The organism is Lentzea sp. NPDC058436 (genome assembly GCF_042721515.1).
Classification (GTDB): domain Bacteria; phylum Actinomycetota; class Actinomycetes; order Mycobacteriales; family Pseudonocardiaceae; genus Lentzea.
The window spans coordinates 295,396-319,528 of the sequence record NZ_JBHXLF010000007.1; the positions used below are offsets into that span (position 1 = coordinate 295,396).

At 69.9% G+C, this 24,133-nt stretch carries 25 protein-coding genes and 1 pseudogene; 13 read left to right on the forward strand and 13 right to left on the reverse strand.

What is annotated here, in order from left to right; genetic code table 11:
- Positions 1–224: 224 nt before the first annotated feature.
- The 9 genes and pseudogenes from ACFWN2_RS26540 to uraH all read right to left on the reverse strand — a co-directional run.
- Positions 225–542: pseudogene (locus tag ACFWN2_RS26540) on the reverse strand (gamma-glutamylcyclotransferase); the annotation flags it as partial.
- Positions 439–1,521, reverse strand: coding sequence for an XdhC family protein (locus ACFWN2_RS26545; protein WP_382431739.1), 1,083 nt, complete (start codon positions 1,519–1,521; stop codon positions 439–441). The pseudogene ACFWN2_RS26540 and the gene ACFWN2_RS26545, both read right to left, overlap by 104 nt.
- A gap of 52 nt (positions 1,522–1,573) precedes the next feature.
- Entirely contained in the window at positions 1,574–2,980 is a 1,407-nt protein-coding gene (locus tag ACFWN2_RS26550; protein ID WP_382431741.1) for an NCS2 family permease, read from the reverse strand.
- A gap of 90 nt (positions 2,981–3,070) precedes the next feature.
- Entirely contained in the window at positions 3,071–3,532 is a 462-nt protein-coding gene (locus tag ACFWN2_RS26555; RefSeq protein WP_382431743.1) for a nucleoside deaminase, read from the reverse strand.
- A gap of 20 nt (positions 3,533–3,552) precedes the next feature.
- Positions 3,553–5,739: a molybdopterin cofactor-binding domain-containing protein gene (locus ACFWN2_RS26560; RefSeq protein WP_382431745.1), complete on the reverse strand. Its 2,187-nt coding sequence runs from the start codon at positions 5,737–5,739 to the stop codon at positions 3,553–3,555.
- A complete protein-coding gene (locus ACFWN2_RS26565) occupies positions 5,736–7,088 on the reverse strand; it encodes an 8-oxoguanine deaminase (protein ID WP_382431747.1) in 1,353 nt (450 codons plus the stop codon). Before ACFWN2_RS26565 ends, ACFWN2_RS26560 begins: the two co-directional genes overlap by 4 nt.
- The gene (locus ACFWN2_RS26570) at positions 7,085–7,546 is read right to left on the reverse strand and encodes a (2Fe-2S)-binding protein (RefSeq protein ID WP_382431749.1); all 462 of its coding nucleotides are present in this window, start codon (positions 7,544–7,546) and stop codon (positions 7,085–7,087) included. Before ACFWN2_RS26570 ends, ACFWN2_RS26565 begins: the two co-directional genes overlap by 4 nt.
- Positions 7,537–8,397 (reverse strand): FAD binding domain-containing protein, encoded by an 861-nt coding sequence (locus ACFWN2_RS26575; RefSeq protein ID WP_382431750.1) that lies wholly within the window; start codon positions 8,395–8,397, stop codon positions 7,537–7,539. Before ACFWN2_RS26575 ends, ACFWN2_RS26570 begins: the two co-directional genes overlap by 10 nt.
- Positions 8,398–8,399: 2 nt before the next feature.
- Positions 8,400–8,714, reverse strand: a complete 315-nt coding sequence (uraH, locus tag ACFWN2_RS26580) for a hydroxyisourate hydrolase (protein ID WP_382431751.1) — start codon at positions 8,712–8,714, stop codon at positions 8,400–8,402.
- 128 nt (positions 8,715–8,842) lie between these two features.
- Between uraH and ACFWN2_RS26585 the strand changes: the two genes are divergently transcribed.
- The 10 genes from ACFWN2_RS26585 (at position 8,843) to ACFWN2_RS26630 (ending at position 17,658) form a co-directional block, all read left to right on the forward strand.
- Entirely contained in the window at positions 8,843–10,282 is a 1,440-nt protein-coding gene (locus ACFWN2_RS26585; RefSeq protein ID WP_382431752.1) for a PucR family transcriptional regulator, read from the forward strand.
- 9 nt (positions 10,283–10,291) lie between these two features.
- Positions 10,292–10,546 carry a hypothetical protein gene (locus ACFWN2_RS26590; protein ID WP_382431754.1) on the forward strand — a complete coding sequence of 85 codons (255 nt, stop codon included), beginning with the start codon at positions 10,292–10,294 and terminating at the stop codon, positions 10,544–10,546.
- Positions 10,547–10,612: 66 nt separating this feature from the next.
- Complete coding sequence (locus tag ACFWN2_RS26595) at positions 10,613–10,936, forward strand: hypothetical protein (protein WP_382431756.1); 324 nt, start codon at positions 10,613–10,615, stop codon at positions 10,934–10,936.
- Between the two features lie 50 nt (positions 10,937–10,986).
- Positions 10,987–11,721 (forward strand): hypothetical protein, encoded by a 735-nt coding sequence (locus tag ACFWN2_RS26600; RefSeq protein WP_382431758.1) that lies wholly within the window; start codon positions 10,987–10,989, stop codon positions 11,719–11,721.
- A gap of 111 nt (positions 11,722–11,832) precedes the next feature.
- Complete coding sequence (locus tag ACFWN2_RS26605; RefSeq protein ID WP_382431760.1) at positions 11,833–12,675, forward strand: helix-turn-helix domain-containing protein; 843 nt, start codon at positions 11,833–11,835, stop codon at positions 12,673–12,675.
- Between the two features lie 143 nt (positions 12,676–12,818).
- Positions 12,819–13,733 carry a superoxide dismutase gene (locus ACFWN2_RS26610; protein ID WP_382431762.1) on the forward strand — a complete coding sequence of 305 codons (915 nt, stop codon included), beginning with the start codon at positions 12,819–12,821 and terminating at the stop codon, positions 13,731–13,733.
- A 224-nt stretch (positions 13,734–13,957) separates the two neighbouring features.
- On the forward strand, positions 13,958–16,300 hold the full coding sequence (locus ACFWN2_RS26615) for a nitrate- and nitrite sensing domain-containing protein (RefSeq protein WP_382431764.1): 2,343 nt from the start codon (positions 13,958–13,960) through the stop codon (positions 16,298–16,300).
- Positions 16,297–16,731, forward strand: a complete 435-nt coding sequence (locus ACFWN2_RS26620) for a roadblock/LC7 domain-containing protein (protein WP_089913172.1) — start codon at positions 16,297–16,299, stop codon at positions 16,729–16,731. The genes ACFWN2_RS26615 and ACFWN2_RS26620 overlap by 4 nt, the downstream gene beginning before the upstream one ends.
- Complete coding sequence (locus ACFWN2_RS26625; RefSeq protein ID WP_089913169.1) at positions 16,731–17,096, forward strand: DUF742 domain-containing protein; 366 nt, start codon at positions 16,731–16,733, stop codon at positions 17,094–17,096. The genes ACFWN2_RS26620 and ACFWN2_RS26625 overlap by 1 nt, the downstream gene beginning before the upstream one ends.
- Positions 17,077–17,658, forward strand: a complete 582-nt coding sequence (locus tag ACFWN2_RS26630) for an ATP/GTP-binding protein (RefSeq protein WP_382431766.1) — start codon at positions 17,077–17,079, stop codon at positions 17,656–17,658. Before ACFWN2_RS26625 ends, ACFWN2_RS26630 begins: the two co-directional genes overlap by 20 nt.
- 44 nt (positions 17,659–17,702) lie before the next feature.
- Here ACFWN2_RS26630 and ACFWN2_RS26635 read toward each other — a convergent pair whose 3' ends face one another.
- The 4 genes from ACFWN2_RS26635 to eat form a co-directional block, all read right to left on the reverse strand.
- Complete coding sequence (locus ACFWN2_RS26635) at positions 17,703–18,566, reverse strand: 3-hydroxybutyryl-CoA dehydrogenase (protein ID WP_382431768.1); 864 nt, start codon at positions 18,564–18,566, stop codon at positions 17,703–17,705.
- Positions 18,559–19,452: an NAD-dependent epimerase/dehydratase family protein gene (locus ACFWN2_RS26640; RefSeq protein WP_382431770.1), complete on the reverse strand. Its 894-nt coding sequence runs from the start codon at positions 19,450–19,452 to the stop codon at positions 18,559–18,561. The genes ACFWN2_RS26635 and ACFWN2_RS26640 overlap by 8 nt, the downstream gene beginning before the upstream one ends.
- Positions 19,453–19,465: 13 nt before the next feature.
- Positions 19,466–20,209 carry an IniB N-terminal domain-containing protein gene (locus ACFWN2_RS26645; protein ID WP_382431772.1) on the reverse strand — a complete coding sequence of 248 codons (744 nt, stop codon included), beginning with the start codon at positions 20,207–20,209 and terminating at the stop codon, positions 19,466–19,468.
- Positions 20,210–20,418: 209 nt separating this feature from the next.
- Positions 20,419–21,843, reverse strand: a complete 1,425-nt coding sequence (eat, locus tag ACFWN2_RS26650) for an ethanolamine permease (protein WP_382431774.1) — start codon at positions 21,841–21,843, stop codon at positions 20,419–20,421.
- A 111-nt stretch (positions 21,844–21,954) separates the two neighbouring features.
- On the opposite strand from eat, the gene ACFWN2_RS26655 reads away from it, so the two are divergent.
- From ACFWN2_RS26655 to ACFWN2_RS26665, 3 genes are all read left to right on the forward strand, one after another.
- Positions 21,955–23,295, forward strand: coding sequence for a glutamine synthetase family protein (locus ACFWN2_RS26655; RefSeq protein WP_382431776.1), 1,341 nt, complete (start codon positions 21,955–21,957; stop codon positions 23,293–23,295).
- Entirely contained in the window at positions 23,282–23,977 is a 696-nt protein-coding gene (locus ACFWN2_RS26660; protein ID WP_382431778.1) for a gamma-glutamyl-gamma-aminobutyrate hydrolase family protein, read from the forward strand. The genes ACFWN2_RS26655 and ACFWN2_RS26660 overlap by 14 nt, the downstream gene beginning before the upstream one ends.
- On the forward strand, positions 23,974–24,133 hold a 160-nt coding region (locus ACFWN2_RS26665; protein WP_382431790.1), incomplete at its 3' end, for an aldehyde dehydrogenase family protein. The genes ACFWN2_RS26660 and ACFWN2_RS26665, both read left to right, overlap by 4 nt.

Here is a 24,133-nt window from a genome sequence, read left to right on the forward strand (position 1 = left end):
GTCGAGCCTGCGCGCGGCCGCTGGCTCGTGGCCGCTGACCGGAGCCAGTCGGCGAGCGCGCACCGGCCCTGCCGAGGCCGGCCCACCGCGACCAGCTGGCGGAGGCGGCCACTCGCATCGCCTCGACGGGCGGTGAGGATCCCCCGCGGCGAGCCCGGCGTGAACCGGGCCCGCCGCCTGCGGCAACTCCCCCTTGCCTGTGGCACCCCCCGATGCCACTTCCCTCACCCCTCGCGATGAAGGAACTCCCGCCAGTCGCCCAGATACGAGATGTCCTGGATGTCACCCGATTGGAGCAACGGGTCCACCATCGCGTCGCGCAGGACGGTGGCCAGGGCGGCGCTGCCGTCCTCCAGTTCGATGACGCCGATCTCCAGCTCGGCGGGTTCCGCGGGGACCAGGTGGTCGCGCAGGACCTTCAACGGCAGGTCGTAGAGCTCACCGGCCACCGAGGCCGAGCCCGACTCGTGCATCGCGGGGAACGTCCCCCGCACCGAGAAGTAGCGGTACCTGGCCGCACTGCGGGCCCGGCACACCATCGGCGTGCCCTGGAGCTGCGAGTGCAGCGGTCCGCCCCGCATGCCGCCGCCGTTGAGGAAGATCAGAGCCATGACTCTCCAGGGTTCGGTGGATGGGGGAGGACAGCGTGGACAGGGGCAGGCCGGACCCGTCGTGGCGCACGGCCACGAGTTCGGCGGCGATCGACACCGCGGTCTCGGCGGCGCCGCGGCCGCCCAGGTCGAGGCCGATGGGCGAACGCAGGCGGGCAAGGGATGCTTCCGGGACGCCCTCCGCGCGCAGCAGGGAGAGCCGTTCGGCGTGGGTGCGGCGGGAGCCCAGCGCGCCGACGAACGCCAGCGGGCGGGAGAGGGCCTCGACTAAGACCGGGACGTCGAACTTCGGGTCGTGCGTGAGCACCACGACGGCGGTGGACGGGTCGGTCGGAGTGGACGCGAGGTAGCGGTGCGGCCAGTCGACGACGACGGAGTGTGCCGCCGGAAACCTTGCAGCAGTCGCGAAAACGGGGCGTGCGTCGCACACGGTCACGTGGTAGCCGAGGAAACGTCCGATCTCGGCCACGGCGGCGGCGTGGTCGATGGCGCCGAACACCAGCAGGCGTGGCGGTGGCAGCCACGAGTCGGTGAAGACGCGGCCTTCGGCCTCGAAGCGCACCGAGAGCGGAAGCCCTTCAAGAGAAGCCGAGAGAGCCGCGCGCAACGGCGGGGAGTCGCGCTGCACCAGCACGTCCAGCGAGCCGCCGCAGGTGAGGCCGACGGCGAACGCCGTGTCGTCGGAGTAGCCGAAGGACGCCAGCGCGGGAACCGACGTCGACAGCACCTGGCACGCCAGGTCGTACACCTCGGCCTCCACGCAGCCGCCGGACACGCTGCCGATCACCTCGCCGGAGGGTCCGACGGCCATCGCGGCGCCGACCGGGCGGGGCGCACTGCCGCGCACGGCCACCACCGAGGCGACCGCGAACCGGTCCCACGACAGCAAAGTCGAAGCGAGGTCACGCATCGAGTCCTCCTCAAAGGGCTCGGCCGGGTGGCCGCCCGGCCGAGCCCACGCGTCACTTGCCGGTGATCAGGTCAACGCCGAAGTACACGGCGAACATCAGCGCGAGGCCGGTCATCAGCCAGCCGGGCCAGCTGCCCTTGCAGAGGCGCAGCACGACGTAGGACACGAGGCCCGCGCCGATGCCGTTGGTGATCGAGTAGGTGAACGGGATGACGGCGATGGTCAGGAAGACGGGGATCGTGTAGTCCGTTTCCTGCCAAGGGATCCGGCGGATCTGGGTCATCATCAGGCCGCCGATCACCACCAGCGCCGGAGCCGCCGCCTGGGCGGGCACGACGGTCGCGAGCGGCGTGAAGAGCAGTGCCACCAGGAACAGTCCACCGGTCACCACCGAGGCCAGGCCGGTCCGGGCGCCTTCGCCAACGCCCGCGGCCGACTCCAGGAACACGGTGTTCGGGGCGGACCCCGTGACGCCACCGGCGATCGCGCCGGCGCCGTCCACCATGAGGATCTTGCCCATGCCCTCGACCTTGCCGTCCTTCTTCAGACCGGCCTCGTCGGCGACCGACGTGATCGTGCCCATGGCGTCGAAGAAACCGGACAGCACCAGGGTGAACAGGAAGATCGTCGCCGCGATCACGCCCGCCGACACGAAGCCGCCGAACAGGTCCACGCGCCCGAACAACCCGAAGTCCGGCGAGGCGACCACGGACGAGGGCAGCGACGGGGTCACGAGCCCCCAGCCCTGCACGTCGAACGCCGCGTTCACGCCGATCGCGACGAGCGTGGCCACCACGATGCTGATCAGCACCGCACCGGGCACGCCGCGTGCCATCAGCACGATCATCAGCAGCAGGCCGAGGCAGAAGATCGCGATCGGCCAGCCGCTCAGGTGGCCGTCGATCCCCATCCGCACCGGCACCGTCGAGTGGGCGGCGTCGGGGGTGCGGGTCACGAAACCGGCGGAGACCAGTCCCACCAGGGCGATGTAGAGCCCGATGCCCACGGTGATCGCGATCTTCAACGGCTCCGGGATCGCGTTGATGATCCGCTCGCGGACCCCGGACACGGCCATGATCACGATGCAGATGCCTTCCAGCACCACGAGACCGAAGGCCTGCGCCCACGTCATCTCCGGTGCCATCTGGAAGGCCACCACGCCGTTGACGCCGAGTCCGGCGGCGATGGCGAGAGGTGCGTTGCCGACCAGTCCCATGAGGACGGTCATCACGCCGGCGGCCAGCGCCGTCGCGGTGGTGATCTCGGCGATGGTGAGCTTGGCGCCGGTGATGTCCGCGGACGCGCCGAGGATCAACGGGTTCAGCAGCACGATGTACGACATCGCGACGAAAGTTGTGATGCCACCGCGCACTTCACGGCCTAACGAGCTGCCGCGTTCGGTGATGCGGAAGAACTGATCGAGGGCCGACGTCGATTGTCGGCTCCGCAACTGGGTCATGGAGGACGGCCTTTCCCATGCCGGTGGGCGCGTTCCAACGCCGGAACGCGTTTAAGCGATGCGAGCTCCGGTCAGCAAAAGGCTTGTGGCCTAGTAGTCGATACGAGTTGCGAGGGACATCCACGCTGTGAACGGGGCGTTGTCCTCGCCTGTGGAGATCTGGTGCACCGGGAGGTCCCACTCGCTGCGGGACTTGCTGAAGAGTTCGTAGAACTCCCGGTCGTCGAAACCGGCGGCCGCCGCGTCGTCACGGTCGGCCGCGTAGATCACCTTGTCCACGCGCGCCCAGAGCGCGGCGGACAGGCACAGGGGACACGGCTCGCACGACGAGATGAGCGTGCAGCCGGTCAGGCGGAAGTCACCGAGGGCCTGGCAGGCCGCGCGGATCGCGACGACCTCGGCGTGGGCGGTGGGGTCGAGCGTCGGCGTCACCTGGTTCACGCCGGTGGCGATCACCTCGCCGTCGCGGACGACCATCGCGCCGAACGGGCCCCCACCGGAGGCCACGTTCCGCGTGGCGAGGTCGATGGTGGCGAGCAGATGTGCGTTCACGGCAACAAACTCCAGGGATTCTAAGTACCGGTGAGGTGTTCCGGGCGGACCGGGACGCGGGTGAGCGCCAGGCCGGTCGCCGCGCGGATCGCCGCCACGATCGCCGGGGTCGACGAGATGGTGGGCGGTTCGCCGACGCCGCGGATCCCGTACGGGGCGTGGGGGTCGGCGAGTTCGAGCACGTCGATGCTCATCGGTGGCATGTCGAGCACGGTGGGGATCAGGTAGTCGGTGAAGGACGGGTTGCGCACCTTGCCGCCGGAGGTCTGGATCTCCTCCATCACCGCGAGGCCGAGGCCCTGGGCGGAACCGCCCTGGATCTGGCCCACCACGGCCTGCGGGTTCAGCGCCTTGCCCACGTCCTGCGCGCAGTCCAGTGACACCACGCGCACCAGGCCGAGGTCGACGTCCACGTCCACGACGGCGCGGTGGGCGGCGAAACCGTACTGGACGTGCGCGTTGCCCTGGCCCGTCTCGGGATCGAGGGCCTCGGTCGCGCGGTGCCGCCACTCGGTGGTCTCGTCGATGACCTCGTCGCCGATGTCGGTGCGACCGTCCAAACGCGACAGCACCAGCGCGCACGCGGCCTTCACCGCGCCGCCGGTGACGTAGGTCTGGCGCGAGGCCGAGGTCGAGCCGCCGTTGCCGATCGTGGTGTCCATCGGCAGCACGGTCACGCGCTCGATGCCGAGCTCCGTGCGCACGATCTGCTGCATGATCGTCACCAGGCCCTGGCCGACCTCGCACGCGGCCGTGTGCACCGCCGCGGCCAGCGAACCGTTGACCATCGAGACCCGGACACGGGCGGTCGAGTAGTCGTCGTAGCCCTCGGAGAAGCAGATGTTCTTGATGCCGACCGCGTAACCGACGCCGCGGATGACGCCTTCGCCGTGCGTGGTGTTCGAGACGCCACCGGGAAGTTCGCGGATGTCCGACGAGGTTCCCGCGGGCAACGGCTTGTCCTGCACCAGCTTCAGCAGCTGCGCGACGGGCGCGGCCGAGTCGACGACCTGACCGGTCGGCATCACGGAACCTTCGGTCATCGCGTTGCGCACCCGCACGTCCACCGGGGACATGCCCAGCGCCTCGGCGAGCTTGTCCATCTGGGACTCGTAGGCGAAACCCGCCTGCACGGCACCGAATCCGCGCATCGCGCCGCACGGCGGGTTGTTCGTGTAGAGGCCGTACGCGTCGATCGTGACGTTGTCGACCTCGTACGGACCGACGCCCAGCGTCGCCGCGTTGGCCACGACGGCGGGAGTGGAGGAGGCGTACGCGCCGCCGTCCAGGTACATGCGAGTCCGTACGTAGACGAGCTTGCCCGTGTGGTCGGCGCCGTGCTCGTAGTACAGCACGGCCGGGTGCCGATGCACGTGCCCGTAGAACGACTCCTCGCGGTTGTAGACCATCTTCACGGGCTTGCCGGTGTGCAACGCCAGCAGACAGGCGTGCACCTGCATCGACAGGTCCTCGCGGCCACCGAACGCGCCACCGACACCGGACAGCGTCAGCCGCACCTGCTCCTGCGGCAGCCCGAGAGCGGCCGCGATCTGGTCGCGGTCGACGTGCAGCCACTGCGTCGCGATGTACAGGTCCACCGAACCGTCGGTGGCCGGCACCGCGAGCCCGGACTCCGGCCCGAGGAACGCCTGGTCCTGCATGCCGACCTCGTACCGCCCGGTCACCACGACCTCAGCCTCGACGTCCTGCGAGCCGCGCCGGATCGGCACGTGCCGCACCAGGTTCCCGCCGGGGTGCAACGGGGTGTCCTGCGCCGCGGTCTCCATGTCCACCACGGGTTCCAGCACGTCGTAGGTCACGACGATCTTCTTCATCGCCCGCTGCGCGGTCTCCGGGTGGTCCGCGCCGACCAGCGCGATCGGCTCGCCCTGGTAGCGCACGACGTCCACGGCCAGCACCGGCTGGTCCTTGTGCTCCAGCCCGTACAGGTTGCGGCCCGGTACGTCCTGGTGCGTCAGCACCGCGTACACGCCCGGCACCTTCAACGCCTCCGTCAGGTCCACCGACGTGATGCGGGCGTACGGGTGCGGCGAGCGCAGGGTCGCGCCCCAGATCATGTCCTCGTGCCACAGGTCGGACGCGTAGGCGAACTCGCCGCGCACCTTGAGGTTGCCGTCCGGGCGCTGCGGTGACGTCCCGATGCCACCCGACACCGCGGAGGTGAGTTCGGCGGGAGTGAGGGTCATCGCGCTGCCTCCTGGAGCTTCAGACTGGCCGCGGAGAGGTCACGCGCCAGCTCGTCGGTCGACGCCGTCAGCAGGACCCCGTCCCGCACCACGACCTCACCGCCCACGACCAACAGTTTCAACGGCGGGGGAGTGCCCAGCACGAGTGCCGCCACCGGGTCCGCGATCCCCGCGTAGTCCATTCCGGACAGGTCCCACACGGCGAGGTCCGCGACCTTGCCGGGCTCGATCGAGCCCAGCGAGTCCGCGCGGCCCAGCACCTGCGCGCCGCCCATCGTGCCCATCCGCAACGCCTCGCGGGCGTTCATCGCGGCAGGTCCGCCGCGCTGACGTGCCTGGTACAGCGCCGAACGCAGCTCGACGACCAGTCCACCGTCCTCGTTGGACGCGGCGCCGTCGACGCCGAGCCCGACCGGCGCGCCGGCGTCCAGCAGGTCTCGGACCGGCGCGATCCCCGTGCCCAGGCGCCCGTTGGACGTCGGGCAGTGCGCGGAGCCGGTGCGCGTCGCCCCGAGCCGCTTCACCGCGTCACCGTTGAGGTGCACGGTGTGCGCGAGCCACACGTCCGGGCCCAGCCAGCCGAGCTGCTCGGCGTACTCGGTCGGCGTGCAGCCGTTCTCCGCCAGGCACTGCTCTTCCTCGTCCAGCGTCTCGGCGAGGTGCGTGTGCAGCCGGACGCCGTGGCGCCGCGCCAGAGCGGCCGCCCCGGTCATGAGCTCGCGCGACACCGAGAACGGCGAGCAGGGCCCGACGGCGACCCGGACCAGAGCGTCGTCGGCGGTCGAGTGGTAGTCGCCGATCGCCTGCTCGGTCGCGATCAGCGCGGCCTCGGTCTCCTCGACCAGGTTGTCCGGCGGCAGCCCGCCGTGCGACTGGCCGCGGTCCATCGACCCGCGGATCGCCTCCAGCCGGATGCCGATCCGCCGCCCCGCCGACACCAGCGCGTCGAACACGTCACCGCCACCGGACGGGAAGACGTAGTGGTGGTCGGCGGCCAGCGTGCAGCCCGTCAACGCGAGCCGCGCCAGACCGGCCGACGCCGCCGCGTGCGTCACGGTGTCGTCCAGCCCGCGCCACACCGGGTAGAGCGCGGTCAGCCACTCGAACAGGGTGGCGTCCGTCGCGAGCCCGCGCGTCGCCCACTGGTAGAGGTGGTGGTGGGTGTTGATCAGCCCCGGCGTGACCAGGCACGACGACGCGTCGACGTAGGTGTGCGACTCGTAGGGCCTGGGCGCGGGGCCCGAGCCGACGGAGGAGATCCGGCCGTTCTCGATCACGACGTGCCCGGAAGCGTGCTCGGTCCCGGCCTCGTCCACAGTGGACACCGCGCAGCGGTCGAGGACGATCATCGGCGTGACGCAGCCAGTCGCACGGCGTCCAGGATCTTCTCGTACCCGGTGCAGCGGCACAGGTTCCCGGCCAGCGCCTCGCGGATCTCCGGGTCGGACGGGTTCGGCACGCGGTCCAGCAGGTCGTGCGCCTGCACCACCAGTCCGGGCGTGCAGAAGCCGCACTGCACCGCGCCCGCCTCGACGAACGCCTCCTGCACGGGGTCGAGCTGATCGCCGTCGGCCAACCCCTCGACCGTGCGCACCTCGCGGTCCTGCGCCTGCCCGGCCGCGACCAGGCACGCGCACACCGGCACGCTGTCCAGGTACACCGTGCAGGAACCGCACTCGCCCTGCTCGCAGGCGTTCTTCGAACCGGGCAGCCCGAGCCGCTCGCGCAGCATGAAGAGCAGCGACTCGCCCTCCCACACGTCGTCGGCCTGGCGCCGCTCGCCGTTGACCGTCACGTTCACGCGCATGCCCGCTCCCCGTCCAAGAGTTCCTGCCAGGCCCAGCCCAGCGTCCTGCGTGCCATCACTGCCAAGGCGTGCTTGCGGTAGGCGGCCGACCCGCGCACGTCGTCGATCGGCGACGCGGCCCGCGAGACCAGCTCGCCGAACTCGCGCTTCACCGAGTCGAGCAACGGCGCCGGGTTGGCGAAGTCCAGTGCCGACGCCAGGAACTCCTCGGCCTCGGGAGCCCTGCGCGGTGTGGGCGCCGCCGACCCGACCGCCGCGCCGACCCGGTTCTCCTCGGGGAACAGCGAGATCGCGAACGAGCACACCGCGATCACCATGGCGTTGCGCGTGCCGACCTTCGAGAACTGCTGCGGCCCCTGGGCCGGGGTGAGGTGCACGGCCACGATCAGCTCGTCGGGCTCCAGCGCGTTCCGCTTCACCCCCAGGTAGAACTCGGTGGCGGGGATCATCCGCGTGCCGCGCACCGAGGCCACCTCGATCACCGCGTCGGACGCCAGCAGCACGGGGTGCGTGTCCCCGGCGGGAGAGGCCGCGCCGAGGTTGCCGCCGACCGTGCCGCGGTTGCGGATCTGCGGCGAGCCGACCGTGCGCGACGCCATCGCGAGGCCGGGCAGCTCCGCGCCCAGCTCGTCGATGATCCGCACGTACGGCACACCGGCGCCGACCCGCAGGCCCGGCTCCCACCGCTGCAACTCGGCGATCCGCGTCAGGTCCAGCAGCGCGGAGGGCCTGCGGTGGTCGTAGTTCATCTCCACCATGACGTCCGTGCCGCCGGCGATCGGCACGGCGTCCGGCCTCGAAGCCTTCAGCTCCAACGCCTCGGCGAGCGTTTCCGGTCGAAGGAAGTCCATCGTCAGCTACCTCGGTAGGTGGAGTAGGCGAACGGCGACAGCAGCAGCGGCACGTGGTAGTGCTGGGCCGGATCGGAGTAGTCGAACGTGAGCACGACCTCGGGGAAGAACGGCGCCGCCTCGGCCGTGTCGAACACCAGCCGGTACACGCCGGCCTCCAGGCCCTCACCCCATCCGGTGATCCGGCCGTCGGTGTTCGTCTCGGCGCTCGCCACCTCGGTCCCGTCGCGGCGCTGCAGCGACACCGCGATGCCCGCGAACGGCCTGCCGCGCGCCGCGTCCAGCACGTGCGTGGAGATCGTCACTCGCCCTCCCATCTGGTTGTGAGCCAGTACACATACCGAATGTGTCCCTGAGCTACGGCCGGATTACATGAATCGCCAGGCTCCTACAGGCGGTCGATTTGTGCTTTCCTACAAACACGAATGGACGAAAGTGACCTGTCATGTTGTTGCTGCGGACGTTGCTGCAGATGCCGGAGCTGCGCCTGGCCCTGCACACCGGTGAGGACCAGCTCGACCGCACGGTCACGCGCGTGTACGGAACGGAGCTGCCCGACCCCAGCCGGTACCTGTCCGGCGGGGAGCTCGTGCTGTCCGGCCTGCTCTGGCACCACGGCCCGCAGGACTCCGAGACGTTCGTCCGCTCGCTCGCCTCGGCCCGCGTCGCCGGGCTGGCCGCGTCCGAGACCGGCAACCGCGAGCTGCCCGACGACCTCGTCGACGCCTGTCTCCGCCACCACGTGCCCCTGCTCGAAGTCCCCGTCGACCTCTCGTTCGCGACCATCACCGAACGCGTCTCGATGGAGCTCGTCGGGCTCTCCCGCCAGCGTCGGCTCCTGAACGTCGTCGCGGAGGGCTCCGGCCTGCCCGCGCTGCTGCTCGCCGGCAGCCACGAGCTGGGCGCGTCGTGCTGGGTGCTGTCGACGGCCGGACGGGTCGTCGCGGGCGGTGAACTGCCGGAGCGCCTCGTGCTGGTGAAGGAGTTCCTGCAGGCGGACCGGCTGCCGAAGACGGTCAGGGGCGTCACCCTCGTGCCCGTGTCCGAACGCGGCGGCAACCGGCTCACCAGCTGGATCCTGGTGGTCGGCGGCTCCGTGCAGCAGGAGGCCGCCGCCGAACTCGCGTCACTGGTGGGCCTGGAACGGCTGCGCGAGGCCCAGGGCCGTCAGATCGAGAACCGCACCGCCGCGCCCCTGGTCTCCGCCGTGCTGAACGGCTCGGCCGACCTGGAGTCGCGGCTCGCGGCCGCCGGTCTGGAGCGCGCCCGGCTGCGGGTGATCAGCGCGGCCACGTCCGACCAGCGCACCGACCTGGCCGCCGCCGTGCTGGAGGAGGCCCTGCCGCAGGCCCTCGTGACCCCGGTCGGCGACACCGTCTACGCGGTCGCGAAGGCCGGCGACTCGATGCCCGACGACCTCCGCGAGGCGATGCGCGTGATGGAACCGGGCCTCGGCTCGTCCCGCGTGCTCGTCGGCATCAGCTCACCGGTCACGTCCCGGGGCCTGCGCGGCGCGGCGGAGGAAGCCACGCACGCGCGTCAGCTGGGTGAGCGCCGTGGCGGCCGCACGTGTGTGGTGGCGGGCGAGGAGATCGCACTGCACCAACTGCTGCTCGCGGGCGTGCCGGAGGAGTTGCGCACGTCGTTGCGCCGGCGCCTACTCGGGCCCGTGCTCGACTACGACGCCGAACACGGCTCGGACCTCGTGGGCACCCTGAAGGTGTTCCTGGACTGCTCCGGCTCGTGGACGGCGGCGGCCGCCCGGCTGCACGTCCACGTCAACACGTTGCGGTACCGGGTCGGGCGCGTGGAGGAACTGCTCGGCGCCGACCTCGCGGAGTTCGAGGCGCGCGTGGACCTCTTCCTCGCGTTGCAGGCGGGGTAGCGTGAAATCGTGTCCGGACATCGGCCGATCGAACAAATCGCGGCCGACCTTCGTCGCGTGCGCCGGGTGAGGGCGTGTTTCGAGCCCGGTGTGTCCGCGGCCAAGAAGATCGGTGCTCGTCAGGCCTACGACGCGCTGCTCGTGCAGGCCTGCACGGCCTTGGGCGTCGAGCACCGGTTGCGCGCGTTGCCCGAGGGGATGGACCGCGAGATCGAGCGGTTCCGGGTCGAGGAATGTCTTCGGCATCAGGGGATGTCACTCTGATGGCTGATACCGCTTGAGCCTTCAGGCTGATGCCGGAGCACGGCCGGAGTTCCTACCGTTCGGGTCATGAAGACCGCCGCCTTACTCGTGGGCCTGCTGCTCGCCGGAACGACCGGTTGCGCGGCAGCGCCCAACATCCGCGTGGTGGTCGAGGGAACGGGCACGACCGACCGGCTCACCTACACGTTTCCCGGCGAGGAGGAACGCACCCTGCGCAACCCCGACCTGCCGTTCGAACGCATGGGCAAGCGCAAGGGCAGGGTCGTCGTCCGGCTGGAGGGCGTGCACGGCGAGCTCACGTGCAAGATCATCGTCAACGGGCGGCAGGTGCGGTCCTCGACGTCGAGAACCGGGGCCGCGCTCTCGTGCGATCACTCTATGGCCGTCTGATGAAAGACGAGGAAAGCCCGTAGCTTCAACGTATCGGGGAGGTGCGGGTGATGAGAGACGTTCTGGCTGTTGGTGCCACCGGGGTCGTCAGGGGGCGTGACGACGTACCGCCGAGGTTCTGCCCGCCCGCGCCGCCGCGGCACTTCGTGGGCAGGAACGCCGAGCTGGCAGGCATCCGGGCCGGGGTGACGGTGCTGCACGGCCCTGGTGGGGTGGGCAAGACCGCGTTGGCGCTGAAGTGGTTGCGGGACAGGGGGTCCGGCGCCCAGCTGTACGTCGACCTGGCCGCGCACGACCTCGGCCGGGTGCTGCGGGCGTTCGGGCTCAACGCCGACCCCGCCGACGAACCGGCGGTCTTCCGCAGCCTCGTCACGCGACGGCAGTTCACCCTGTTGCTGGACAACGCGGACTCGGCCGAGCAGGTGACGCCGCTGCTGCCAGCCTCGGGAACCGTGATCGTCACGAGTCGTTCCGGGCTTGATCTCCCGCAGGCGCGGGAGATTCCTGTGGGAGCGCTCCCCGACGACGGACGGCTCGGGCCGTTGCTCGATCTGTCCTATGTGGACCTCGGTGAACGGCAGGCGCGGCTCTACCGGCTGTGCGCGTGGGAGCCGGGGGCGTTCGGCGTGCCGGTGGCGGCGGCGATCGCGGGCGAACCCGAGTGCGACGTCGAGGACGCGCTGGACGACCTGGTGGAAAGGTCGTTGCTGACGGAAGTCGGCGACGACGCGTTCCGCTTCCATGACCTCGTGCGTGCGCATGCGCGCGCGAAGCGCTATCAATAGCGCACGGCGTTTAACGCAGCGCGCTCCGCTGAACGAAGTTCCTTGCCAGTAAAGGGTTGTCCACACCGCCCGTCCCTTTCGGGGATCCGAATTGGTCATATCCTTCGCGTCATGCCGAAGGATTTCCGGGCCACGACGCTCGAACGCGCCATCGGGCGTCAGCTGGCCGGGTGGCGCGCCGAGCGCGAGCTGAGTCTCACCGAGGCCGGCCAGCGCGTGGGGTTCAGCAGCGCCAAGCTGTCCATGATGGAGAACGCCGTGCAGCCGTCGGCGCCGGTCGACGTCATGGCGCTCGGTCACGTCTACAAGGTGCCCGTCGTGGAGTGGCAGGCCGTTGTCCTGCGGGCGCAGCACGCGGAACGGGTGCGCACGCGCGGTCCCGGTGCGGCGGTGAACTTCGACGCGGCGGCGGACTTCGCGAACCTGGTGTTCGAGGCGACGGTGCTGCGGGCGTTCACGCTCGATCTCGTGCCGGCGGTCTTCCAGCTCCCCGGTTACACCGACGCGGTGATGCTGACCGACGACCCGGTGCGCACGGCGCGGCTGGCGATGGTGCGGGAGGCGTGGGCGACGCGCCTGCGGGACAAGGATCCGCTGACGGTGCAGGTGGTGTTCCCGGAGGCGGTGCTGCGGCAGGTGGTCGGTGGTCCGCGGGTGATGAAGGCGCAGTTGCTGCACCTGATGGAGGTCAGCGAGCACGAGACGGTGAGCCTGCGGGTGGTGCCGCGCGGAGCGGGCGCGTACCCGGCGATGGGGTCGCCGTTCACGTTGCTCGGGTTCCCGCACCGGCAGCACAACGACGTCGCGTACCTGGAGACGTTCGTGAAGGGGGAGTACGTCGAGGAGGCAGGGCTGACGGAGCAGTGCGCGCAGCGGTTCGCCGGGCTGCGGGAGGTGGCGCTGGAGGAGGGGGAGTCGCTGGAGCTGGTCGCCGAGGCGGCGGCCGAGCTGTAGCAGCCTCGCCGAGGCGGCGGCCCGCGCTGTAGGGGTTCGCGGGCGCCGCTGACCTGTGGAGATGTCGGAATCCTGAGAAATCTCCTGTTCGGCCGCCACCTGGAGAAGGATCGGGGGCGCACCCGATCCGATTAGGAGGCGGCATGTACCGCAGATTCGGTGTCCTGCTCGTGGCTGTCCTGGGCGTCTCGCTCACGGCCGCGGCGCCGGCCACCGCAGGCGCGTCAGAGCAGTCCCGCGGCAAGCAGTTCCCCACGGAGTTCTCCCTGCCCAACGGGTGGCAGCCGGAGGGCATCGCGATCGGCGGCACCACGGCCTACTTCGGGTCGCGGGCCGACGGGTCGATCTACGCGGCGGACCTGCGCACCGGCACCGGCAAGGTGCTCGCGACGGGGCCGGGGACGCCGTCGCTCGGTCTCAAGGTCGACGACCGCAAGCGGCTGTGGGTCGCCGGCGGCACGGGCGGTGACGCGCGGGTCTACGACACGCGGTCCGGGAAGCTGCTCGCGAAGTTCCAGTTCGCGACCGCGGACACGTTCGTCAACGACGTGGTGCTGACCGAGCGGTCGGCGTGGTTCACGGACTCGCGCAAGGCGGTGCTCTACGAGGTGCCGTTGAGCCTCAAGCCGCACCGCACGCTCGCGTTGACGGGCGATCTCGTCGTCACCCCCGGCGCGACGAACCTCAACGGGATCGTCACCGGGATCGACGGCGGTCTGATCGTCGTGCAGAGCAACACCGGAAAGTTGTTCAGGATCGATCCTCGGAGCGGAAAAACGACCGAGATCGATTTGAACGGTCAAACACTCACCAATGGTGACGGTCTGTTGCGTGAGGGGCGTCAGTTGTACGTGGTGCAAAACAGGCTGAACAAAGTCGCGCGCTACACGTTGAGCCGTGATGGCGCGACGCTCGCGGCGGAACGCACGGACGCCCGGTTCGACGTTCCCACGACGGTCGCCGCGTTCGGCAAGCGCCTCTACCTGCCGAATGCCCGGTTCAGCACGCCTCCGACGCCGGAGACGACCTACACCGTCGTCGCGGTGGAGCGCCCGTAGGACGGCGGTCGGACGCAACGACGGAACTAGCCCGTACGGGGGTTCTCACAAGGCAAGAACCCCCGTACCGGGTGTTGCTCCGCTCACCTGACTGGGTAGCCTTCCGCGTGTGACCGCTGTCATTGGGTAACGATGATCTTTCGCCGTAACCTAAATACAGCCGAAGGAGTTACTCAGGTAACCCGCAGCGCTAGCCGTGGGCCACAGGAGACCGTGAGAGCGCTGTGAACGAGAAGAGCGGTTACACGCCGACCAACTACCGGACCATTCGGTCGCGGCTGGCCGGTGTCGTGGTCGTTCCCAGCGTGGTGCTGCTGGTCATGTGGGCCGTTTTCTCCTCGTACACCCTTTTTGACGGTTTCTACATGCGGTCGGTCGCGGCCGGGGTGAAGGGCGCGGCGATCCCGGCCGTCGAGGCGCTCGCCGGTCTGCAGAAGGAACGCCAGCAGAGCCTTGAGGTCCTCGGCAACGTCCAGGGCGTCGACAAGGCGGGCCTCAAACGCCAGTACAGCGTCACCGACGAGGCCGTCCGCAAGATGAGGGCCGCGTTCACCGAGCTCTCCGAGAGCGCGCCGCAGGACATCAACGACCGGATCAACGCCCTCAACACCGGGCTGGACGAGCTGCCGCAGCAGCGCACCCGCGTCGAGTCGGGGTCCGCGAACGCGCAGGCCGTCTACGACTACTACAACGGCGTCCTCGACTCGGGCGTCGCGCTGCTCGCCCGGCAGGCGCGTCTCGTGCCCGACGCGGAGGCGAGCCAGGCGAACGTCCAGGCCGTCACGATCTTCCAGGCCGCCGACTGGCTCTCCCGCGGCGCCACGATCGGGTCGCGCGGGCTGCTCAACGGCTCGTTCGCCGCACCGGAACGCGTCGAGTTCGCCCGGCTGGTCGGCGCCTACCACTCCAGCCTCGACTCCACGATCCCGTTCGCGCTGGAGCAGCCGCGCGCGCAGTACGACGGGCTGCGCGGCAGCACCGAGTACCGGACGCTGCTCGAACTCGAAGGCCGGATCATCAACGCCGACGCGGGCGTCACCGACGTGCAGTGGCGCGGCGTGGCCAGTCCCGTGCACGACAACCTCGTCGGGCTCGCGGTCACGCAGGCCCGCAACGCCGCCGACCTGGGCGTCGACAAGGCCGACAGCCGGGTCGCCGCGGTGCTGATCGGCAGCCTGATCGCGTTGCTCGCGGTCGTCGTCGGCATCGTGCTGGCGTTGCGCATCTCGAACCGGCTCGTGTCGAGGGCGCTGGTCACGCGGCTGACGTCGTTGCGGGAGGACACGCTGCGGCTCGCCCAGGAACGGCTGCCGCACATCGTGGCGCGGCTGCGCGGCGGTGAGCAGGTCGACGTCCACCGCGACATGCCGCCGCTCGACTACGGCAACGACGAGATCGGCCAGGTCGCGGACGCGTTCAACGCCGCCCAGTACACGGCGGTCGCGGCGGCGGTGAAGGAGACGCAGGCGCGCGAGGGCGTGAACCGGGTCTTCCTCGACATCGCGCACCGCAACCAGGGGCTCGTGCACCGGCAGCTCAAGATCCTCGACAAGCTCGAACGCGAGGAGGAGCACCCCGAGCAGCTCGACTCGCTCTTCCAGCTCGACCACCTCGCGACCCGCGCCCGCCGCAACGCGGAGAACCTGATCATCCTCGCCGGCGAGCAGCCGGGCAGGCAGTGGCGCAAGCCGGTGCGCCTGAGCGACGTCATCCGCTCCGCCGTCGCCGAGACCGAGCAGTACGTCCGCGTCAGGGTGAACCCGGTGCCGGACCGCGCGCTGGTGGGCGTGGCCGTCGCCGACACCATCCACCTGCTCGCCGAGCTCGTCGACAACGCCACGGCGTTCTCGTCGCCGCGTTCGGAGGTGATCGTGCACTCCAGCGCCGCGCAGCACGGGCTCGTCATCGAGATCGAGGACCACGGCCTCGGCCTGACGCAGGAGGAACGCCTCCAGGCCAACGCGAAGCTCTCCAACCCGCCGGACTTCGAGACGATGGCGTTCCGGGGCGAGTCCCGGCTCGGGCTGTTCGTCGTCGCGAGGCTCGCCGCACGGCGGGGCATCAAGGTGGAGCTGCGCGACTCGCCCTACGGCGGGACGGTGGCGCTGTGCGTCCTGCCGCCGAACATCGTCGCCCCGCACAACACGGCGGGCGACATCACCGAGACCACTCAGATGCCGCTGCGGTCGTTCCACGACGCGTACCACGGGCACACCGAGGACCACCCGAGCTTTCCCGTGAAGGTGAATCCCGAAGTGCAGGAGGCACTGAACGCGGGGCTGAACGCGCTCGTAGAACCTGATATGAGCGCTGTTGCCCCTGTGGACGAACCAACCCCCGCGGCACCTCCGGTGAAGGACGGGAAGGCACCCCTTCCCCGCAGGAAGAAGCGGCAGAACCTCGCGCCGCAGCTCATGCAGTCCTCGGAGGAGCCGACGCACGCCGAGCCGGTGACCGGCGAACGGGCGGCCGAGCGGACCCGTGACGGACTCGCCGCGTTCCAGCGCGGCACCCGTGACGCCCGGCTGACCGACGACTGGAGATCAGAAGGAGCCCCCTCGTCATGAAGGACAACACCAGCCAGCACGGCGAACTGAACTGGTTGCTGGAGGACCTGATCCAGCGCGTGGTCGGCGCACGCCACGCGGTCGTGCTGTCGGCGGACGGACTCCTGCTCGGCCGCTCGGCCGGGCTGTCCCGCGACGACTCGGAGCACCTGTCCGCGATGGCGTCGGCGTTCCAGTCACTCGCACGGGGGACCGGCCGCCATTTCGGTGGTGGCGCCGTTCGGCAGACCATCGTGGAGATGGAGCATGCTTATCTGTTCGTGACGGCTGCGGGACACGGCGCGTGCCTGGCCGTGCTCGGTGAGGAGGACGCGGACATGGGCATGATCGCCTACGAGATGAACATGCTGGTGAAGCGAGTGGGCACGTACCTCTCGTCGGCTCCTCGGGCGGAGACCGCGACGGTACCTTCGGCGCGCGAGTCGCGCTGATGACCGGGCGCGACGACTGGTGGTACGACGAGGCCGCGGGGCCGCTGGTGCGGCCCTACGCCATGGTGCGCGGCCGCACCCGCCCGAACGCGCCCGATCTGCACCTCGTGACGCAGGTCCGCGCGTCCTCGTTTGCGTCCGACCAGACGTCGCTGACGGTCGAACATCGCGAGATCATGGCCCTGTGCGCACGCCCCCTCTCGGTCGCCGAGGTCGCCGCCTACCTCGACGTCCCGCTAGTCGTGGTGAAGGTCCTGCTGTCGGACCTCATCGAGCGCGGTGACGTGCTCGTGCAGACCTCCACTCCCAAGATTCCTGACAGGGACCTCCTGCAGGCCGTACTGGATGGTGTTCGTGGGATCTGACGCCCAGCTGACCGTGCCGACCGCGGTCAAGATCGTCATCGCGGGCGGGTTCGGCACCGGCAAGACCACCATGGTCGCGTCGGTGTCCGAGATCCCGCCGCTGCGGACCGAGGAACTGCTCACCGAGGCCGGTGTGCACGTCGACGACCTCGCCGGCATCGAGGGCAAGGACACCACCACCGTCGCCCTCGACTTCGGCCGCATCACCATCAACACCAAGGTGGTGCTGTACCTGTTCGGCACGCCGGGCCAGAACCGGTTCTGGTTTATGTGGGACGAACTGGCCACCGGTGCCATCGGGGCCGTGGTCCTGGTGGACACCCGCCGGCTCGACTCGTCGTTCCCGTCGATCGACTTCTTCGAGCACCGCGGGATCCCGTTCATCGTCGCCGTGAACTGCTTCGACGGGTCGCAGATGTACACGGTGGACGAGGTGCGGCACGCGCTGGACATCGACGAGGCGATCCCGGTGATGCTGTGCGACGCGCGGGACCGCGAGTCGTCGAAGTCGGTGCTGGTCGGGCTGATCCAGCACTCGATGAACCGGTTGGCCGCCGTCTAGCCAACGCAGAAGGCCCGCTCCGGGGAGCGGGCCTTCTCGACGAGCTACTTGGCGTAGTTGTGGAAACCGCGGCCCGACTTCTTGCCCAGCAGGCCCGCGTCCACCATGCGCAGCAGCAGCGGCGGCGGCGAGAAGAGCGGCTCCTTGAACTCGTCGTACATCGACTCGGCGATGGCCTTGGTGGTGTCGAGGCCGATCAGGTCGGTGAGGCGCAGCGGACCCATCGGGTGCGCGCAGCCGAGCACCATGCCGTTGTCGATGTCGTCGGCCGAGGCGAAGCCGGACTCCAGCATGCGGATCGAGGAGAGCAGGTAGGGGATCAGCAGCGCGTTGACCACGAAGCCTGCGCGGTCCTGCGAGCGGATGACCTCCTTGTGGAGGGTCCCGGTCACGAACGCCTCGGCGCGGTCCTGCGTGGTGGCGCCGGTCAGCAGGGACGGCACGATCTCGACCAGCTTCAGCACCGGCACCGGGTTGAAGAAGTGCACGCCGATGACCTGCTCGGGCCGGTTGGTGGCCATGCCGAGCTTCATGATCGGGATGGACGACGTGTTGGACGCGAAGATGGCGTCCTCGTCCTTCACGACCTTGTCGAGCGACGCGAAGATCTCGGTCTTGACCTGCTCGTTCTCGGCGACCGCCTCGACCACGAACTGCCGGTCGGCGAACTCGCCGATGTCTGTGGTGAACCGGATGCGCTGCAGCGCGCCGTCGCGGTCCTCCTCGCTGAGCTTGCCCGACTTGACGCCCCTGGCGAGCGAGGTGGCGATCCGCCCCTGCGCCGCCTCGGACGCGCCCGCGTTGACCTCGACGACGATGACGTCGAGACCGGCGCGTGCGCTCACCTCGGCGATTCCGGAGCCCATGAGACCGGAACCGACGACTCCCACACGTTGAATGTCACTCACGTGCCCGATCCTGCCACGAGTGCCTCGAAACCAGGTCGCGGAGCGTCTCCTGCACCGTGAACGCGTAGTCGCCGACGGGGCGGTAGCCGAGTGCGAGAGACGCGGAGGTGTCCAGGACGAAGCCGCGGTGCCACGGGTGCAGGCCCGCCTCGGAGTGGTCCAGCAGGATCTCCCGCCACTCGTGGCCGAGCGAGCCCGCGATGATCCGCGAGATCTCCAGGCCGTTCGGGGCGTCCGGGTCGGCGGCGTTCAGCACGCGTGCGCCGGGGTGCTCGCCTGCCGTCTCGATCAACGCCGCCAGGTTCGCGGTGGAGGTCGGGTGGTCGACGCCCTCGCCGCGGGACGCGAGCACGACGATCTTGTTGCCCGCGAGGATCCGTTCGACGAAGTACTGCTCCAGCGGGCGCTTGTTGCCGGGACCGTGCACTTTGGACGGTCGCAGCACGGTGACCGGCAGGCCGCTGTCGAGCAGCGTGCGTTCCGCCGCGACCTTGTTCGGGCCGTATCCCTCGCGGGTGAACGGGTCCGAGTCGATCGGCGCGAGGGTCGGCTGGTCCTCGGTGACCGGGGCGTCGAAGTGCGGCGGCTCCGGGGAGTTCGCGTGGCGCCCGCGGGAGTCCGCGTACACGGCCTTGGCGGAGATCATCACGGTCGAGACGGCCTTGCGCGCCAACGGGAGCAACGTCCGCGCGTCCGCCGCCGAGTAGCAGAGGGTGTCGACGAGGAGGTCGGCGCCGTCGCCCATCGCGGCGGCCAGAGCCTCGGGGTCGCCGCGATCGACCTCACGGCCGGGGGCGTCGACCGTCCAGCCCGCTTCCCTCAGACGCCGAGCGGCGGCACGGCCGATGAGGCCCGTGCCGCCGAGGATCAACGCTCGCTTGCTCACACGAGCTATCAGATCAGAGACCGAGGCCGAGGCCTTCGGTCAGGCCGCCGACGCCGTCGAGCACGTCGAGGTCGGTGACGTTGCCGAGCACGTCGCCGCCGAGCACGTTGCCGCCGAGCACGTTGCCGACCGTGCCGTCGACGACGCCGTGGACGGTGTCGTGCACGTCGCTGACCGGCGCGACGTCCGGGACGACCTCGTGGACGACCTCGGTCACGCCGCCGACGGTGCCGAGGACGCCGTCGACGTCCGCCACACCGGCCACGCCGGTCACCGTGCCGAGCACGTCGCCGGTGCCGGCGAGGCCCGTGACACCGGACAGGTCGGTGACGCCGCCGAGGTCAGCGACACCGCCGAGGTCGGTGACGCCGCCCAGGTCGGTGACACCGCCCAGATCGGGGACGACACCGGCGACACCGGTGACGCCGTCGAGGGTGCTCGACACGTCGCCCAGGCCGGACAGGTCGCCGACGAGGCCGTTGACGTCCGCGATCGAGGCGGCGTCGAGCACCAGCGGGAGGATCTCGTGGACGTCACCGGGGGTGATGTCGCCCAGGCCGCAGGCGCCCAGAGCGCCCTCGGGGTCGAGGTCGAACGCCGACAGGGCCGCCGGGTCGTTCAGGAGGTTCAGGGCGAACTCCTGCAGCGTGGCCGGCTGGGCCTCCTGCGGCACGGCCACCGGGGCGGCGGGCGCGACAGGCGCGGCGGGCTGAACGGGCTGCTGCGTGGCGGCCGGCTGAATGTCCTGCTGCATCATGGGAGTTGAGCTCCTACGGCGGGTCGGGGGATGTCGCCGGGAACCGTACTGAGATCAACATCCCCCTCACATCGGGTCCGATCCCCACACTTCGGGCGGCCGAACTCCCTAGGGGCCGTGGTTCACCCGTTAGGGGGACGCCGCACCTCGTTAGGGGCACGGAACGGCGGCACGGCCGACGAGGCCCGTGCCGCCGACGATCACCGCGCTCAGTCGAGCTCGGCCTCCGCCTTCGCGATCGCCGCGAACTCCTCCTCCGGAGCGCTCGCGACCAGGTGGTGCCGGCTGTAGAACCAGTAGTAGGCCACAGCCACGAGCACGATGCCCGCTGTCACAGCCGCAGCGACCTCGTCCACGAAGAACGTCGCGATCACAGCAGCAACGGCCAGCACCAGCGCCACGCTCGTGGTCACCACACCGCCAGGAGTCCGGTACGGGCGAGGCAGATCCGGCGCCGTCTTACGCAACACGATGTGCGACACCATCATCAGCACGTAGGACAGGGCAGCGCCGAACACCGCGATGTTGATGAGCCGAGCGCCACCCGTCACCGGGTCGATCGTCTTCATCGTCGTCGCGAGGATGAAACCGATGGTGCCGGGCACGATCAACGCCAGGTACGGGGTCTTGCGCTTGCCGGTCTTCGACAGCCACCGAGGCAGATAACCCGCGCGGGACAACGCGAACAGCTGCCGCGAGTACGCGTAGATGATCGAGAAGAACGACGCCACCAGACCCGCGAGGCCGACGTAGTTCACCAGCTGCGCCAGGAAGGTGTCGCCGCCGTAGGCCGCGCGCACCGCCTCGGGCAACGGGTTTCCGGACGCCTCCAGCACCTTCGAGCCCGCACCGCCGGGAGCCACGAGGAGGATCGCCGCCGCGAACACCAGCAGCACCACCATCGCGCCGATGATGCCGCGAGGCATGTCCCGCTTGGGATCCCGTGCTTCCTCGGCGGCCAAAGGCACGCCCTCCACCGCGAGGAAGAACCAGATCGCGAACACGACCGCGCCCCACGCGCCCGTCACGCCCATCGGCAGGAACGAGCCGTCGCCGATGTCGAACAGCTTGGAGGAGTCGAACTTCGGGATCATGCCCGCCACGAACGCCACCAGGGCGACGACCGCGACACCGGTGATCACGAACATCACCCGCAGCGCCTCGCCGACGCCGTAGAGGTGGATGCCCACGAAGACGATGTAGCACGCGAGGTACACCGGCCACGTGGCGTCGAGCAGGCCCAGCGCCTTGATGTAGTCGCCGATGAACACCGAGATCGCCGCGGGAGCGATGGCGTACTCGATGAGGATCGCGATACCCGTCGCGTACCCGCCCAACGGGCCGAGCGCGCGCCTCGCGAAGCCGTAGCCGGCGCCTGCCACGGGCAGTGCAGAGGCCAGTTCGGCGAGACCGAACACCATGCACGTGTACATCGTCGCCATCAGGATCGTGGCGATCAGCATCCCGCCCCAACCGCCTTGGGCGAGGCCGAAGTTCCACCCGGCGAAGTCGCCGGAGATCACGTACGAGACTCCCAGCCCGGCCAGCAGGACCCACCCCGCCGCGCCACGTTTGAGCTGTCGGTGCTCCAGGTAGTCGCTGCTCACCTTCTCGTACTCGACGTGCTTGGCCATATGGACTCCTAATAGTCCTTTAAGCGGTGGTTGAGGGTGGCGCTCGTCACCCGGCGGTGTCAAGATGGTGCCGTCAATGGCTCGCAGACATACCTTTGGAGGAACGCGGAGATGCTGACCGTCGAGGAGTTGCGCGAGGCCGTGGACGCCGGTGAGATCGACACCGTCCTGGTCGCGATCGTGGACATGCAGGGCCGCCTGCAGGGCAAGCGCTGTGCCGCGCAGTACTTCCTCGACGAGGTCCTCGGCCACTCCGCCGAAGGCTGCAACTACCTGATGGCCGTCGACGTCGAGATGAACCCGGTCAGCGGCTTCGAGATGTCGAGCTGGGAGCGCGGGTACGGCGACTTCGTGATGAAGCCGGACGTCGAGACCCTGCGCCGCGTGCCGTGGCAGGAGGGCACCGCGCTGGTCATGTGCGACGTCGTCTGGGAGAACGGAGACCCGGTCGTCGCCTCGCCACGCCAGGTCCTGCGCAAGCAGCTCGACCGGCTCTCGGCGCTCGGGCTCGACGCGTACGTCGGCACCGAGCTGGAGTTCATCCTCTTCGACGACAGCTACGAGCAGGCCTGGAACGCGGGCTACCGCAACCTCACGCCGTCCAACCAGTACAACGTCGACTACTCGTTGCTGGGCACCGCGCGCGTGGAACCGTTGCTGCGCGCCATCCGCAACGGCATGACGGGCGCCGGCATGGTCGTCGAGTCGGCCAAGGGCGAGTGCAACCCCGGCCAGCACGAGATCGCGTTCAAGTACACGACGGCACTGCGCACGTGCGACCAGCACGCGATCTACAAGAACGGTTCCAAGGAGATCGCGTCGCAGCAGGGCAAAGCGCTCACGTTCATGGCGAAGTACAACGAACGCGAGGGCAACTCCTGCCACATCCACCTCTCCCTGCGCTCCAAGGAGGGCGAGGCGGTCTTCGCCGAGGGCCACGGCATGTCCGAGCTGATGAAGCACTTCCTCGCGGGCCAGCTCGCCGCGCTGCGGGAGCTCACCTACTTCCTCGCGCCGAACATCAACTCCTACAAGCGCTACGTGCAGGGCTCGTTCGCGCCGACCGCCGTCGCGTGGGGCCGGGACAACCGCACGTGCGCGCTGCGGGTCGTCGGCCACGGCCACGGGTTGCGGTTCGAGAACCGGGTACCCGGCGGGGACGTGAACCCGTACCTCGCGGTGGCGGCGCTGATCGCGGCCGGTCTGCACGGCGTCGAGCAGAAGCTGGAACTGGAGGACGAGTTCGTCGGCAACGCCTACGCGTCCGACCGCCCGACGGTGCCGACGACGCTGCGCGAGGCGGCGGACCTGCTGGCGGGCAGCAAGATCGCGCACGAGGCGTTCGGCAAGGACGTCGTCGACCACTACCTGAACGCGGCCAAGGTCGAGCTCGCCGCGTTCGACGCGGCGGTCACGGACTGGGAGAAGGTACGCGGGTTTGAGCGCCTCTAAGCCACTCATCGGCATCAGCACGTACCTGGAGCGCACGCGCTTCGGGCACTGGGACGTGGAGGCCGCGGTGCTCTACCGCGGCTACCTCGACTGCGTGGTCCGCGCGGGCGGCAACCCCGTCATGCTGCCGCCGGTCGGCACGTGGAACGCCGAGTCCATCGCGTTCCTCGACGGACTGGTGATCGCGGGCGGCGCGGACATCGACCCCGCGACGTACGGCGCCGAGAAGCACGAGAAGACCGGCGAGCCGCGCCGCGACCGCGACGAGAGCGAGTTCGCACTGGTCGAGGCCGCGCTGAAGCTCGACCTGCCGGTGCTCGGCGTGTGCAGGGGCATGCAGGTCCTCAACGTGGCGCTCGGCGGCACGCTGCACCAGCACGTCGAGGGCCACAACCCGGCGCCCGCCGTGTTCGAGCACACCGAGATCGCCGTCGCGGAAGGCACCGCGCTGCACCGGATCCTCGGCGGTCGAACGACCGTTCAATGTCACCACCACCAGTCGCTGGACCGGATCGCGGACGGTCTCCGCGTCACCGCCCAGGCTCCCGACGGCACGGTCGAGGCCGTCGAACTGGACGGCGCGCGGTTCGTCGTCGGCGTGCAGTCGCACCCGGAGCAGGACATCGAGGACCTGAGGCTGTTCGAAGCACTCGTAGACGTGGCAAGGAGCGAAGCGCTGTGACCTTTGATGTCGTCAACCCCGCCACCGAGAAGGTCGTGCGGTCCGTCCCGCACACCACCCTCGGCGACACGGACGCGGCGATCGGCCGGGCGCAGAAGGCGTTCGAGAGCTGGCGGAACGTCGCCCCCGGCGATCGCGCCCGGCTGCTGCGGAAGT

What these genes read in the sequence shown, in the direction of transcription:
- ACFWN2_RS26545 (WP_382431739.1), bottom strand. Translation starts at nt 1,521, where the DNA reads ATGCGTGACCTCGCTTCGACTTTGCTGTCGTGGGACCGGTTCGCGGTC.
- ACFWN2_RS26550 (WP_382431741.1), bottom strand. Translation starts at nt 2,980, where the DNA reads ATGACCCAGTTGCGGAGCCGACAATCGACGTCGGCCCTCGATCAGTTC.
- ACFWN2_RS26560 (WP_382431745.1), bottom strand. Translation starts at nt 5,739, where the DNA reads ATGACCCTCACTCCCGCCGAACTCACCTCCGCGGTGTCGGGTGGCATC.
- ACFWN2_RS26565 (WP_382431747.1), bottom strand. Translation starts at nt 7,088, where the DNA reads ATGATCGTCCTCGACCGCTGCGCGGTGTCCACTGTGGACGAGGCCGGG.
- ACFWN2_RS26570 (WP_382431749.1), bottom strand. Translation starts at nt 7,546, where the DNA reads ATGCGCGTGAACGTGACGGTCAACGGCGAGCGGCGCCAGGCCGACGAC.
- ACFWN2_RS26575 (WP_382431750.1), bottom strand. Translation starts at nt 8,397, where the DNA reads ATGGACTTCCTTCGACCGGAAACGCTCGCCGAGGCGTTGGAGCTGAAG.
- uraH (WP_382431751.1), bottom strand. Translation starts at nt 8,714, where the DNA reads ATGGGAGGGCGAGTGACGATCTCCACGCACGTGCTGGACGCGGCGCGC.
- ACFWN2_RS26585 (WP_382431752.1), top strand. Translation starts at nt 8,843, where the DNA reads ATGTTGTTGCTGCGGACGTTGCTGCAGATGCCGGAGCTGCGCCTGGCC.
- ACFWN2_RS26595 (WP_382431756.1), top strand. Translation starts at nt 10,613, where the DNA reads ATGAAGACCGCCGCCTTACTCGTGGGCCTGCTGCTCGCCGGAACGACC.
- ACFWN2_RS26600 (WP_382431758.1), top strand. Translation starts at nt 10,987, where the DNA reads ATGAGAGACGTTCTGGCTGTTGGTGCCACCGGGGTCGTCAGGGGGCGT.
- ACFWN2_RS26605 (WP_382431760.1), top strand. Translation starts at nt 11,833, where the DNA reads ATGCCGAAGGATTTCCGGGCCACGACGCTCGAACGCGCCATCGGGCGT.
- ACFWN2_RS26610 (WP_382431762.1), top strand. Translation starts at nt 12,819, where the DNA reads ATGTACCGCAGATTCGGTGTCCTGCTCGTGGCTGTCCTGGGCGTCTCG.
- ACFWN2_RS26620 (WP_089913172.1), top strand. Translation starts at nt 16,297, where the DNA reads ATGAAGGACAACACCAGCCAGCACGGCGAACTGAACTGGTTGCTGGAG.
- ACFWN2_RS26625 (WP_089913169.1), top strand. Translation starts at nt 16,731, where the DNA reads ATGACCGGGCGCGACGACTGGTGGTACGACGAGGCCGCGGGGCCGCTG.
- ACFWN2_RS26630 (WP_382431766.1), top strand. Translation starts at nt 17,077, where the DNA reads ATGGTGTTCGTGGGATCTGACGCCCAGCTGACCGTGCCGACCGCGGTC.
- ACFWN2_RS26645 (WP_382431772.1), bottom strand. Translation starts at nt 20,209, where the DNA reads ATGATGCAGCAGGACATTCAGCCGGCCGCCACGCAGCAGCCCGTTCAG.
- eat (WP_382431774.1), bottom strand. Translation starts at nt 21,843, where the DNA reads ATGGCCAAGCACGTCGAGTACGAGAAGGTGAGCAGCGACTACCTGGAG.
- ACFWN2_RS26655 (WP_382431776.1), top strand. Translation starts at nt 21,955, where the DNA reads ATGCTGACCGTCGAGGAGTTGCGCGAGGCCGTGGACGCCGGTGAGATC.